The sequence below is a fragment of the Lysinibacillus halotolerans genome, assembly GCF_003711845.1.
Lineage (GTDB): Bacteria > Bacillota > Bacilli > Bacillales_A > Planococcaceae > Ureibacillus > Ureibacillus halotolerans.
Genome location: NZ_RHLQ01000001.1, coordinates 179,149 through 192,651 on the forward strand (window position 1 = coordinate 179,149; position 13,503 = coordinate 192,651).

Annotated in this window: 13 protein-coding genes; 10 read left to right on the forward strand and 3 right to left on the reverse strand. The window is 36.6% G+C overall.

Features of this window, described 5'->3' with window-relative positions; translation table 11 throughout:
• Positions 1-43 precede the first annotated feature (43 nt).
• Complete coding sequence (locus EC501_RS00895; RefSeq protein ID WP_122970407.1) at positions 44-1,270, forward strand: M16 family metallopeptidase; 1,227 nt, start codon at positions 44-46, stop codon at positions 1,268-1,270.
• Between the two features lie 83 nt (positions 1,271-1,353).
• On the opposite strand, the gene EC501_RS00900 is transcribed toward EC501_RS00895, so the two are convergent.
• Genes EC501_RS00900 through EC501_RS00910 form a run of 3 tightly spaced genes read right to left on the reverse strand, consistent with a single transcriptional unit; the run spans position 1,354 to position 3,205 of the window.
• Positions 1,354-1,980, reverse strand: a complete 627-nt coding sequence (locus EC501_RS00900) for an ABC-2 transporter permease (protein ID WP_122970408.1) — start codon at positions 1,978-1,980, stop codon at positions 1,354-1,356.
• The gene (locus tag EC501_RS00905) at positions 1,977-2,828 is read right to left on the reverse strand and encodes an ABC transporter ATP-binding protein (RefSeq protein ID WP_122970409.1); all 852 of its coding nucleotides are present in this window, start codon (positions 2,826-2,828) and stop codon (positions 1,977-1,979) included. The genes EC501_RS00900 and EC501_RS00905 overlap by 4 nt, the downstream gene beginning before the upstream one ends.
• Positions 2,825-3,205, reverse strand: a complete 381-nt coding sequence (locus EC501_RS00910) for a GntR family transcriptional regulator (protein WP_122970410.1) — start codon at positions 3,203-3,205, stop codon at positions 2,825-2,827. Before EC501_RS00910 ends, EC501_RS00905 begins: the two co-directional genes overlap by 4 nt.
• Positions 3,206-3,344: 139 nt before the next feature.
• Here EC501_RS00910 and EC501_RS00915 point away from each other — a divergent pair, with 139 nt between their 5' ends.
• The 9 genes from EC501_RS00915 to EC501_RS00955 all read left to right on the forward strand — a co-directional run bounded on the left by EC501_RS00915 (position 3,345) and on the right by EC501_RS00955 (position 13,458).
• Positions 3,345-3,614 (forward strand): YlmC/YmxH family sporulation protein, encoded by a 270-nt coding sequence (locus tag EC501_RS00915; protein WP_122970411.1) that lies wholly within the window; start codon positions 3,345-3,347, stop codon positions 3,612-3,614.
• Positions 3,611-4,393, forward strand: coding sequence for an NAD(P)-dependent oxidoreductase (locus EC501_RS00920; protein ID WP_122970412.1), 783 nt, complete (start codon positions 3,611-3,613; stop codon positions 4,391-4,393). The genes EC501_RS00915 and EC501_RS00920 overlap by 4 nt, the downstream gene beginning before the upstream one ends.
• Positions 4,387-4,977, forward strand: coding sequence for a dipicolinate synthase subunit B (locus EC501_RS00925; RefSeq protein ID WP_122970413.1), 591 nt, complete (start codon positions 4,387-4,389; stop codon positions 4,975-4,977). The genes EC501_RS00920 and EC501_RS00925 overlap by 7 nt, the downstream gene beginning before the upstream one ends.
• Before the next feature lie 82 nt (positions 4,978-5,059).
• The gene (locus EC501_RS00930; RefSeq protein WP_122970414.1) at positions 5,060-6,097 is read left to right on the forward strand and encodes an aspartate-semialdehyde dehydrogenase; all 1,038 of its coding nucleotides are present in this window, start codon (positions 5,060-5,062) and stop codon (positions 6,095-6,097) included.
• A 12-nt stretch (positions 6,098-6,109) separates the two neighbouring features.
• Positions 6,110-7,012: a 4-hydroxy-tetrahydrodipicolinate synthase gene (gene dapA / locus EC501_RS00935; protein WP_122970415.1), complete on the forward strand. Its 903-nt coding sequence runs from the start codon at positions 6,110-6,112 to the stop codon at positions 7,010-7,012.
• A gap of 241 nt (positions 7,013-7,253) precedes the next feature.
• Entirely contained in the window at positions 7,254-8,921 is a 1,668-nt protein-coding gene (locus EC501_RS00940; RefSeq protein ID WP_122970416.1) for a ribonuclease J, read from the forward strand.
• A 175-nt stretch (positions 8,922-9,096) separates the two neighbouring features.
• On the forward strand, positions 9,097-11,433 hold the full coding sequence (locus tag EC501_RS00945) for an FtsK/SpoIIIE family DNA translocase (RefSeq protein WP_122970417.1): 2,337 nt from the start codon (positions 9,097-9,099) through the stop codon (positions 11,431-11,433).
• A 172-nt stretch (positions 11,434-11,605) separates the two neighbouring features.
• Entirely contained in the window at positions 11,606-12,334 is a 729-nt protein-coding gene (locus tag EC501_RS00950; RefSeq protein WP_122970418.1) for a GntR family transcriptional regulator, read from the forward strand.
• 53 nt (positions 12,335-12,387) lie between these two features.
• Positions 12,388-13,458, forward strand: a complete 1,071-nt coding sequence (locus tag EC501_RS00955; protein WP_122970419.1) for a BMP family lipoprotein — start codon at positions 12,388-12,390, stop codon at positions 13,456-13,458.
• Positions 13,459-13,503: the final 45 nt, after the last annotated feature.

Consider the following 13,503-nt stretch of genomic DNA (forward strand, 5'->3'; position numbering starts at 1 on the left):
AATTTTGCTGGAGAGAATTTGATCATAGAGGTGAGGAGATAGTTTGGTAACAGTATATACATGTCAAAACGGTGTTCGAATCGTTTCAGAAGAAATACCCCATGTTCGATCTATTTCCGTAGGGATTTGGGTAGGTGCTGGTTCAAGGTTTGAACTACCGGAAGAAAATGGAATCACCCATTTCATTGAACATATGTTGTTTAAAGGTACGAAAACGAGATCCGCTAGACAAATCGCAGAAGAATTTGATCGAATTGGCGGAGAAATTAATGCTTTTACTTCTAAGGAAAATACTTGTTATTATGCTAAAGTATTAGATCATCATGGACAATTAGCTGTATCGATATTGGCAGATATGTTTTTTAACTCTAGTTTTGATCAAAACGAATTAGATAAAGAACGACAAGTCGTATTAGAAGAAATTTTAATGAGTGAAGATGCACCTGATGATGATGTTCACGAACAATTATGGCGAGTGATGTATCCAACAGACGCGTTAGGTTTACCGATCTTAGGTACGAGCGAAACGTTGTCCACATTTACGTCTGATACAATCCGTCAATATATGGAAAAATACTATTTCCCAGAAAATATTGTGATATCGGTCGCAGGGAATGTAACAAATGATTTGCTTCTACATATCGAAAAATTGTTCGGTCGCTATGAACGTACTGATAAAGCGATGGAAACGGCACTTACGAATCCAACATTTCATTCTGGTCGCTTCGTGAAGGAAAGGGATGTGGAACAATCCCACTTAGCTATTTCCTATCCTGCTATAGGAATAAAGCATCCGGATTTAAATAGTTTTATAGCCTTAAACAATATTATTGGTGGCAATATGTCTTCGAGACTTTTCCAGGAAGTGAGGGAAGAGAGAGGTTTAGCCTATACAATCTTTTCTTATCAATCCTGTTATGCAGACGTTGGGGCATTCACTATTTACGGAAGTACAAATAATCAACAACTAACTATCATGCACGAAACGATTAATGAAACATTACAAAAAGTTCGTACAGAAGGAATTAAGGAATCGGAACTGTCCAATGCAAAGGAACAATTAAAGGGAAGCTTTGTATTAGGTTTAGAAAGTACGAATTCCCGTATGAGCCGTAATGGACGCAATGAGTTAATTCATGGTCGTCATAAAACAATAGATGAAACGATAGCTGAAATTGACCAAGTATCAATGGATAAAGTAGACCGTCTCATTGAATCCATCTTTAGTGGGGACCCGGCTGTATCCATTATTGGGCAAGGGGTAAAATAAATTCGCTTCACTTTCTTTTGAATCGATGAAGTAATATTAAGAAACGGTTGTTTCCTTAAAGTGTAGGAAACAACCGCTCTTTATTAGAACTCTTTCGTTTCATAAAATTTAACTGAAAGCATATATGAAAGGATGAAAAGTATAGCTCCAAAAATAGGTGAAACATAGCTTAGTTTTTGCAATGTTTCTACTGGTGGTAGCTTATCAAGTATAAATGAAAGGGATGCATTAAATCCTATAATTGGAAGAATTACGATTAAAAACAAAAAGAGTCTTCCCTTTTGAGGTCCGAATTTAATGTAAATCGGTAATAAAAAGGACATGATGATTAGGGATCCAGTGGCCATTAAACAAATGATTGGAAGAAAATCAATAAGAGGAATCCCATTTGTCCAATAATTAATTAAAAGTAAAATGGGGCTAAAGAGTAATAATGTACCTATACTTAAAAGTAAACTTAAAATATATTTACTTTTTACGATTTCTGATTTTTCCAAAGGCAATGTATTTGCATATAGATCCCAATGGCTCATTTCATCATAAGTAAAAGAAGCTGTTACTTGAATCGTACCAAATATAAAAATGGATAAGACCAAGTAAAAGCTATCTTCTAAGAAGAAAGAGACAACAATGAATAATAATAGAATGGTAATAATCATTTTAAGCTGGGACTTCATAGCCAAAAAATCTTTTAATAATAATGCTTTCATTTGATGTCGTCTCCTTTCACATAAAATAACATGATGTCTTCAATAGTTGGTTTTTCTAAATAAAAAGCATTATTCACTTCATTCCGCTTAACTAAAATTTCAACTCCGAAGGGCGATTTTTTCATACGGATTTTTGAATGATCAGGTAAATCCTTTGATTGTTCAAGGGAACCTTTCCATATTCCAAATTGATATAATAAATCATCCTTATTTTCGCTAAATAAAATTTCTCCTTCATGAATAAAAGTAATATAATCAGCAATTTTTTCTAAATCACTCGTAATATGGGAAGAAAATAAAATACTATGTTCTTCATCTTGCATAAACTCTAAAAATAAATCTAATATTTCTTCACGAACAATAGGGTCTAGTCCACTCGTTGGCTCATCTAAAATGAGCAATTTAGGATAGTGTGCTAATGCGGTAGAAATGGAAAGTTTCATTTTCATCCCGCTGGACAATTGTTTAATCGGTTTATGAATGGGTACTTTTAATTGATCCAATAATTTTAAAAAATAATGATGGTCCCACGTTTTATAAACGGCACCCATTAATTGATTGATTTGTTTTGGGGTTAGCATTTCTGGGAAATGGATATTATCGAATACGACACCAATTTGTTCCTTAATAGCAATGTCGTTTGACTCTTGATTTAAGCCAAATAATTTAATTGAACCACGCTCTTTTTTTAACAAATTGATCAGGCACTTAATAGTCGTTGTTTTACCTGCACCATTTTCTCCGACAAAGCCCATAATCGTACCAGACGGTAAAGTGAATGATACATCTCGTAATTGAAACTGATGAAGCTTTTTATTTAAGTTCAACACTTCTATAGCATTTGTCATTGTATTTCCTCCTCTACTAAAAGCGATAACAATTCTACTAATTCTTCCTTTGGCATACCCGCTAATTTGGCAGTTTGAACTGCCTTCTGCAAAGATTCTTCCACTTGTCGTAATAGCTCTTCCCGTAAAAAATCTTGATTTCGTTTTGCTACAAAACTACCTTTTCCAGCAACTGTTTCGATGAAGCCATCATTTTCTAGATCGCTGTAAGCCCGTTTTGTCGTTACTACACTAATTTTTAATTCTTTTGCTAGACTTCGAATGGAAGGTAGTACTTCGCCGGGTTTTAATACACCAGTTAAAATAGCTTGTTTAATTTGTTGTGTGATTTGTTCGTAAATTGGTTTATCGCTGGCATTGCTTAAGCGTATATGCATTATTTTAATACCCCTTTACAACTGTATATATACACTATACACAGTTGGTACAGTTGTTGTCAACTGCATACGTGAAAAGGGGTCACCATCATTTCTTATGTTGCATATAGTATCAATAAGCTCATGGAGGAGGGAGACAATGCTGCTATCGGAGCTTGCAGAGAAAGAACTGATAGAGATGGAAAATGGCGTAAGATACGGTTATTTGTCAGAAACGGAATGTTTATTTGATCCAAAGACTGGGAAAATTTTTGGCTTTGAATTGCACGAACAATCAGCGAAAATACCATTCCAAAAGAAAAAGGCGACAACACCGTTATTCATTCCTTGGGAAGAAATTCATCTCATCGGTGAAGATCGGATTCTTTTCCATCGCACATCATCCAAAAGAAGGCAGTTTGAGACATGACCGAAGAAAAATGGTTAGTCGTTGGAACGGACTTGCGCATGAAAGTGTTAGCAAAAAATTTAACGAACGAAAATAGAACCGTATATTATAAAAGTTTGAGCGTTTGGGATGAGGAACTAAACAAAACAGTTCTTGAATTTCAACCTCATTTTGTTGTGCTACCGATTCATCCATTATCGATAGAAGTACCTATGGTGTTTGGGCTTTCTAAAGCAGTAATTTTTGCTGGGAAGTTGAATGACGAGTGGCGTAATATTTTACAACAGAACGACATTCATTTTTATCTACAAGATGAAGCCTTCATTTGGCATAATGCAGCATTAACAGCAGAAGCTTTTGTATCAAGCTTTTACAATACAAAAAAAGCGATTCAAGGAAAAAAATTTATCATTACAGGATTCGGGCGCGTTGCGAAAATGGTTGCCCATATTTTAAAAAGTATCGGTGCTGAAGTAAGTATTGCAGTACGATCAGATGTGCAATTAAGTGAAGCAAAAGCCTTTCGTTATGAAGCGGTTTATTTAGACGAAGTGGGTGAAGTGGTAGGGGACTTTTTCATTAACACGATACCCGCTAAATGGCTGGATGAACAATTTAACGAAAAGATTACCATTCCAGTATATGATTTAGCCTCCCATCCAGGGTGTTTACAAGATGGAATTGTAAGAAAGCAATATGAACTGTTACCCGCATTACCAGGAAAATTTTTCCCTGAAGATGCTGGAAATGTACTATATGAATCAATTGTTGGACAATTAAGGAGGAGAGATCGTTGCTAGAAGGTAAACGAATAGGGCTAGGCATAACGGCATCCCATTGTACGTATGAAGATGTAGTTCCGAAAATTATGGATTTCCGCAATGCCGGTGCAACGGTAGTACCTATCATTACCCATTCCGTGCTAACAGCTGCTACACGATTTGGCACAGGGGAAGAGTGGATAAAAAAAATCGAGTCCATAACAGGTGAAAAAGTCGTTTCTTCTATCGTAGAGGCGGAACCGTTCGGGCCGAAAAATCCATTAGATTGTATGGTTATTGCACCAATGACAGGAAATTCGATTAGTAAATTTGCAAATGCTTCAACGGATAGCCCTGTTTTGATGGCTGCAAAAGCTACGCTTCGTAATGGTTCACCGGTTGTTTTAGGTATTTCAACGAACGATGCCTTAGGTTTGAACGGTGTAAACATTATGAAATTATTAAACTCCAAAAATATTTACTTTATTCCATTTGGTCAAGATGATCCACACAATAAACCGAATTCACTCATTGCCGATTTCACAAAAATGGTAGAAACAGTAGAAACTGCAATTGTGCATAAAAAGCAGTTACAGCCTTTGTTTATACAATATTCTAAATAATGAAAAATCCTAACACAGCTTCTCCTTTTTATGATACAATTTTCAACATTATGTTACTAGTTTTTTGAGGAGAGATGAGTAAATGGCTAAAGAATTAACAGTTGCAATTGTAGGTGCTACAGGTGCGGTAGGAACAAAGATGAAAGAACAACTAATCAAACGTAATTTTCCAATTAAACATATAAAATTTTTAGCCTCAGCAAGATCAGCAGGTAAAGAAATTGAATTCGATGGAAAGACTTATACAATTGAAGAAGCTACACCGGACGCTTTTGAAGGAGTAGATGTAGCTCTATTCTCAGCTGGTGGTTCAGTTTCTGCGAAATTAGCGCCAGAAGCTGCAAAACGTGGAGCGGTAGTAATTGATAATACGAGTCACTTCCGCATGCATCCGGAAGTACCACTAGTTGTACCTGAAGTGAATAGAGGAGACTTAAAGGAACATAAAGGAATTATTGCTAATCCAAATTGTTCTACTATTCAAATGGTGGCAGCTCTTCAACCAATTCGTGAAAAATTTGGTTTAACGAAAGTCATTGTTTCTACTTACCAAGCTGTATCCGGTTCAGGTGTTTCAGCTATTGAAGAATTGCGTGAGCAAAGTGCACAATGGGAAGCTGGAAAAAATGTAGAAGCGAAAATTCTACCAGCAAAATCAGATAAAAAACATTATCCAATCGCACGTAATGTCATTCCGCAAATTGATGTATTTACGGAAAATGGCTTTACATACGAAGAAATGAAAATGATAAACGAAACGAAAAAAATTATGCATATGCCTGAACTAGCAGTGGCGGCTACATGTGTACGTGTTCCGGTCGTTTCTGGACATTCCGAGTCCGTTTATATAGAAGTGGAAAATGACGCTTCTGTGAATGAGATTTTTGAAGTATTGAAAAATGCTCCTGGAATTGTGCTACAAGACGATATTACGACACAAGACTATCCAATGCCTCTATTTGTAGAAGGTGAAGATCCTGTTTATGTTGGACGGATTCGCCAAGATCTATCAAATAAAAAAGGATTCCATTTATGGATCGTTTCAGATAACTTGTTAAAAGGTGCAGCTTTAAACTCAATTCAAATTGCAGAAGCGATGTTAGAGGATAACTTACTATAAGGGGTGTATATAGTGGATTTAGGTCGTATTGCTACTGCCATGATTACCCCATTTCAAGAAAATGGCGCAATCGCTTATGATGTAGTAGAGCAAATAATTGAGCATTTAATAGCCAATGGAACAGATACTATTGTAGTTTGCGGTACAACGGGTGAATCTCCCACTTTAACGGTTGAAGAAAAACTCGAATTAATTGATTTTACGGTGAAGAAAGTGAATAAACGTATACCCGTTATCGCTGGAACAGGTGATAATGAAACCGAGTTTTCAATTGAAATGACAAAAAAAGTGGATGCCTTAGGTGTTGATGGCGTAATGCTCGTTGCACCATACTATAATAAGCCAAATCAACGTGGTATTTATGCGCATTTTGAAGCCATAGCGAAAGAAACGTCCTTGCCGATCGTCGTTTATAATATACCGAGTCGAACAGGTATTAATATTCATGCAGAAACGACCATCGCTTTAAGTAAAATCCCGAATATAAGAATCGTGAAAGAAGCTAGCGGTAATTTAGATCAAATGACAAAAATACTCGCTGAAGTTTCGGATGATACTTATATTTATAGTGGTGACGACGGTCTCACATTACCATTACTTGCTATAGGTGGTAGGGGGGTTATTTCTGTTGCTGCCCATGTGGTAGGTAAGGAAATGCAGGCGATGATTCGGGCGTTTGAAGATGGTCGACATGAAGATGCGTATAAATTACATCAAGCGCTTTTACCAGTAGTTCATCAATTATTTGCTAATCCAAATCCAGTCCCAGTGAAATATGCTTTATCCAAAGTAGGTTTTAACGTTGAAAAAGTAAGACTTCCATTAGTAGAGCTTCTGGAAGAAGATAAAATGAAATTTGATCATACTTGGAATAAGTTCCAAGAAAAACTAAGTGAATTAAACCTTTCCATTTAAAAAGAGATTTCATTTAAAAAAGCAAACATTTCGGTGTTTGCTTTTTTATTTTCTTTTATTGAATGCACTCTCTTTCCTTTATTTTATCTTGTAGAAGGAAGTCTCTAGCACATGCTGATTTAAAATAAGCAGCATTTAGCATTAAATAAAAAATATTCTTTTTTTATTTGTGCTTCATGCATGGACACCGTATAATGGGTTTAAGTGGTTGTGCGTTCGGGATATTATAGGAGGAAATCAAGTGACAAAAACTAAAAACGAAGTAATCCGAGTAATCCCTCTTGGCGGAGTAGGAGAAATCGGAAAATCTATGTACGTAATCGAAATCGATGACGAACTATTTATTGTAGATAGTGGGCTAATGTTCCCAGAAGATGAGATGCTTGGAATAGATATCGTCATTCCTGACATTACTTACTTAGAAGAAAATAAAGATCGTGTAAAAGGGATTTTCTTAACCCACGGACACGAAGATGCGATTGGATCCATTGCATACGTACTACAAAAAATTAAAGCACCAGTTTATGGTTCCAAATTAACGATTGCATTGGCAAAAGAACATATTAAAGGCTTACCAGTTTCTCATCCTGTGAAGTTTTTTGAAGTAACGAATAAAAGTCGTATGAATTTTAATACAACATATGTGACTTTCTTCCACACAACACATAGCATTCCTGATTCATTAGGTATCGTGTTCCATACTTCAGAAGGTACTATTGTTCATACAGGTGAATTCAAGTTTGATCAATCGGCCAAAGGGAAATTTAAACCGGATTTAGCAAAAATGGCCCAGTTAGGTGAAGAAGGCGTATTTATTTTACTTTCTGAATCAACGGAAGCAGAACGTCCAGGTTATACAACAAGTGAAACCGTGATTGAAGAGAAGTTAGCTAAATATTTCCACTCTGCACCTGCTCGAATGATTGTAGCGGTTTATGCATCGAACTTTATTAGAATTCAACAAGTATTTAATCATGCTCAAGAATCGGGAAGAAAAGTTGCCGTTGTTGGAAAAAGCTTAGAGAAAGTCATCGATATTGGCGTAAACTTAGGCTATTTAACGATTGATGAAGAGACGTTAATTCCTGTTAATACGATTCAAAAGTACGAAGATGATGAACTGATCATTCTTGTTACAAGCAATCAAGGAGAGCCGTTAGAAGCCCTTGATAAAATCGTTCGTAAACAGCATCGCGATATTCGCATAAAAGATACAGATACAGTTCTCATTACATTCACTCCATCGCCAGGAATGGAAATTCAAATGGCTGGTGCGATGAATAGTTTAGCAAAAGCGGGGGCAACCGTTCTAACAGCTGATAAAAAAGTTCATGTATCTGGCCACGGTAGTCAAGAAGACTTAAAAATGATGCTGAACTTAATGAAACCAAAATACCTTATCCCGATACAAGGTGAATATAGAATGCTCATTGCCCATTCTAAACTTGCCCAATCAGTTGGAATGCAAAAATCACAAATTTTTATTGCCGACAAAGGTGATATCGTAGAATATAAAAATGGTAAAATGAGAATGAGTGGCCGAGTTCAAGCTGGTAACGTCCTAATTGACGGGATCGGTGTCGGCGACGTAGGAAACATTGTATTGAGGGATCGTAAGCTACTTTCCCAAGATGGAATTTTCATTGTCGTTGTTACATTGAACCGAGCGCAAAAGAAAATTGCGTCTGGCCCGGAAATTTTATCGCGCGGATTTGTTTATGTGCGTGAATCAGAGGAATTAATACTTGAAGCAACTGAACTTGCACGTTCTGTTATTGAAAAGTATGTGAATAAAGACACGTTTGAATGGACAAACATTAAACAAGAAATCCGTGATACGCTAAACGCTTATTTATTCCAAAAAACAAAGCGCCGCCCAATGATTATCCCAATTATTATGGAATACTAAGCAGCTGTATAAGGTGCGTTGTAGACAAATAAATAATAAATTCTCTAGTCGGAAATGATAGATGAAAGAATTTGTCCGCAACCAAAAAGGATTTTCTTAACCGATTGACGGTCGAGGAAATCCTTTTTTAACTTTTAAAACGACTATGAAACAACTTTTAAAGTAGGTGATGGAAATGGCAGTGAAAAAAACAAGTACGAAAGCAAAAAAGGGACTACACCCCCTTGCATATGAAATTATAGGACTTTTATTAATCGCTTTTGCCATTATTGTATTTTTTGAATATGGTGTAGTCGGACGGATGATCAAAACCGTTTCGATGTTTTTATTTGGAAATCTTCATATCATTGTGCCATTTTTTGCAGTTTTAATTGCAGTATTATTAATGGTTCAAAGGCAAGGTGTATCTTTTAAAGATCGTATTATTCAAGGCTCTATTTTAATTATTTGTAGTTTATCTATTTTTGCCCATAGTGTACTTTTTGAAGAATTATATAATAACAATAAATTACTTTCCGATTCGGTTTTACGAGAAACATGGAGATTATTAATCGAAATGGAAGGAATCGATAATCGTAGTAGCGCCCTTGGTGGTGGAATGATCGGTGCATTACTGTTTAGTTTGTTTCATATATTATTTGATTCAACGGGAGCTAAAGTCGCTGCATGGTTTATTTTATTTATCGGAATTGTGTTAATTACAGGGAAGGCGCTTGTCCCAATTATCGTAGAAAATGCGCCGAAAATGAAAAAGAAATTTCCTAAAAGAAGTTTACGAAGAAGAAGTAAAAAGACGATCGTCAAAGATGAAAAGAAACCAAGACGTTCAAAATCGAAGGACGAAAAGATTTCCAATGAAATAGCCGCAACAACGGAGGAACCCGTTCGTAAAAAACAACAACCGATTGAAGACTATTTTGAAGAAGATGAAGAGCCGATTATTTCAGCTTTCACACAAAATATAAAGAAGGAACAACCAGAGCCGCAAACGCAACAAATTCGTATTACGGAAGAAAATCCGGAAGTGGATAAGGAAAATATTGGAGAAGTTATCCAAAAATCTGTGGAAACAAACATTGAAAATGCAGATTACCGATTACCTTCCATGAATTTGTTACAACTTCCTCCTGCCTATGACCAAAGCGGTGAATATACGGTGATTCAAGCTAACGCGAAGAAGTTAGAACAAACCTTTTTAAGTTTTGGTGTAAAGGCAAGAGTCACTCAAGTTCATCTTGGTCCAGCTGTTACGAAATATGAAGTCATGCCTGATGTTGGTGTAAAGGTTAGTAAAATCGTTAGTCTCCAGGATGATTTAGCTTTAGCTTTAGCTGCTAAGGATATTCGGATGGAAGCTCCTATTCCAGGAAAATCGGCCATTGGAATAGAAGTACCGAATAGTGAAATTGCGATGGTAACGTTGCGAGAAGTATTAGAGGCGAAAGAAAATAACCAACCTGATTCGAAGTTGTTGATAGGTTTCGGACGTGATATTACTGGACAAGCAATTTTAGCGGAATTAAATAAAATGCCCCATTTACTTGTTGCCGGTTCTACTGGTAGTGGGAAAAGTGTATGTATTAATGGGATTATCGTGTCGATTTTAATGCGGGCAGCTCCCCATGAAGTGAAAATGATGTTAATCGATCCAAAGATGGTAGAGTTAAATGTCTATAATGGGATTCCCCATTTATTGGCTCCTGTTGTAACAGATGCCCGGAAAGCATCCCAAGCATTACAAAAAGTCGTTTCGGAAATGGAACGCCGTTATGATTTGTTCTCCCATACAGGGACTCGAAACATTAAGGGGTATAACGATCATATCGAACAATTTAATTTGGAAAATGAAGAAAAACATCCTAAATTACCATATATCGTTGTCATTATTGATGAATTAGCCGACTTAATGATGGTCGCCTCCCATGATGTAGAGGATTCCATTACACGTTTAGCGCAAATGGCCCGTGCAGCCGGAATTCATTTAATTATTGCAACACAAAGACCTTCTGTTGATGTTATTACAGGAGTTATTAAAGCGAATATTCCTTCACGAATTGCCTTTGCTGTTTCGTCTGCCATCGACTCCCGTACAATTCTAGATATGGGTGGTGCTGAACGGTTATTAGGTAGAGGAGATATGTTATTTTTACCTGCCGGTTCATCTAAACCGATTCGTGTACAAGGTTCATTTTTATCTGATTCAGAGGTTGAAGCAGTCGTTGATTTTGTTATAGAACAACAGAAAGCTCAATATGATGAAAGTATGATTCCTACAGATGAACCAGAAAAATCCTTTGAGGAAGAAACCGATGATTTATATGATGAAGCGGTACAGTTAGTAGTGGAAATGCAAACCGCATCGGTTTCAATGCTGCAAAGACGCTTTAGAATAGGCTATTCAAGGGCTGCACGTATCGTTGATCAAATGGAATTGCGGGGCGTTGTTGGCCCACCGGATGGAAGTCGTCCAAGACAAGTTCTAATTGACAAAACGAATGTAGAAAATGGGTAAATTATGTAAAATGACATATTAATGTTAATAGGAATCAAAACTTTTTCTCTATTACACAACAGTTTTTTGTAAAACTATTTTCATTATTCAATAAAAGTGGTATATTATGAATCGATTAGTAGGAAAGTTCAACATCAGATGTCTGATCTTGTGTTGTTTGGTGGTGATGAAATTGTCAATAAAAGCTGATCATCGTCATTTATATCTCCAAGTAATCGATCGATTAAAAGAGGATATTGAAAAAGGTATTTATAGAGAAAATGAAAAATTACCTTCAGAATTCGATTTGTCGAAAGAACTAGGGGTAAGTCGAGCAACTTTAAGAGAAGCGCTTCGACTATTGGAAGAAGAAAATATCATCGTTCGACGTCATGGAGTAGGGACATTCGTGAATCCAAAACCTGTATTTACTTCAGGTATTGAACAATTATCGAGTATTTCCTCTATGATTGAAAATGCCGGAATGGTTCCAGGGACAATCTTTATTGAAGCCTCTGAGAATATTCCGACAGAGGATGATATGGATCGTTTCCAATGTGACAAAGATGACCAAGTATTAACCATTGAACGAGTTAGAACTGCCGACGGTGAACCAGTAGTTTATTGTATAGATAAAGTACTGTCAAAACACCTTCCAGTTAACTTTGTTCAAAAAAAGGAAGTTTCCATATTCTCATCCCTTGAACAATCAGGTGATATTCATGTTGCTTACGCTGTTACTTACATAGATCCAGTAGGTTATCATGAGCAAGTATCTCCTATATTGAATTGTGGCCGAGAAACAGCATTGCTCGTATTAAAGCAACTTCATTATGATGATAATGATCGAGTAGTTCTTTATTCAAAAAACTACTTTAGAGCTGATAAATTCAGCTTCCATGTAATTCGAAAACGGGTGTAAAACATTTCTGAGAAATTCCTGCTAATTACTAAATCCTTTGGGGGGTAAGTCAAATGAAAAAACGTAAATTTGCATTTGCGCTTTCAGGTTTACTTGCACTTGGTACAATCCTTGGTGCTTGTGGCGAAGGCGAAAAAACTGGAGAAAAAAGTTCTGAAAAAGGTTCAGAAGATACATTCTCAGTTGCTATGGTAACAGATACTGGTGGTGTTGATGACAAATCATTCAACCAATCTACTTGGGAAGGTATCCAAGCTTTCGGTGAAGAAAATGGCCTTAAAAAAGGTGATGGTGGTTTTGACTACCTACAATCTGCTCAAGAATCTGATTATGTAACAAACTTAAATAGCTTAATTCGTCGTGACTTTGATTTAGTATTTGCAGTTGGTTTCGCATTACATAATGCGGTAGCAGAAGTTGCAGATCAACAACCTGACGCAAAAATTGCGATCATTGACGAAGTAGTTCCTGACAAAGAAAACGTAGCTTCAATTATGTTCCGTGCAAACGAAGCATCTTACCTTGCTGGTGTAGCAGCAGCTTTAGAAACAAAAACTGGTAAAGTTGGTTTCATCGGTGGTGTAACTGGTGAAATTATCGGAGGTTTCCAAGCTGGTTTCGAAGCAGGTGTAGCAGCAGTAGACCCTAATATTAAAGTGGATGTTGAATATGCAGAAAGCTTTACTGATGCAGCAAAAGGTCAACAAATTGCAAAAAGAATGTATGATTCTGGCGCAGACATTATTTTCCACGCAGCTGGTGGTGTAGGTAACGGTTTATTCACAGAAGCAAAAGAACGTAAACAAAAAGATCCTAATGCTAACGTATGGGTAATCGGTGTTGACCGTGACCAATATGAAGAAGGTAAAGTGGATGACTCAACAAACGTTGTATTAACTTCTGTATTAAAACGTGTTGACGTTGCGGCTCAAGAAGTTGCAAAATTAGCGCAAGAAGGAAAATTCCCTGGTGGCGAAACAATTACTTACGGTTTATCTGACCAAGGTGTTGACTTAGCCGATTCTCGTGGTGCAATTTCTGAAGAAACTTTAGCGAAAGTTGAAGAATACAAACAACAAATTATCGACGGAACAATTAAAGTTCCAGAACAACCTGCAGAATAAGATTTAGCAATATGAAGGCTAGCGAGCGCTAGTCTTCATGTTTTG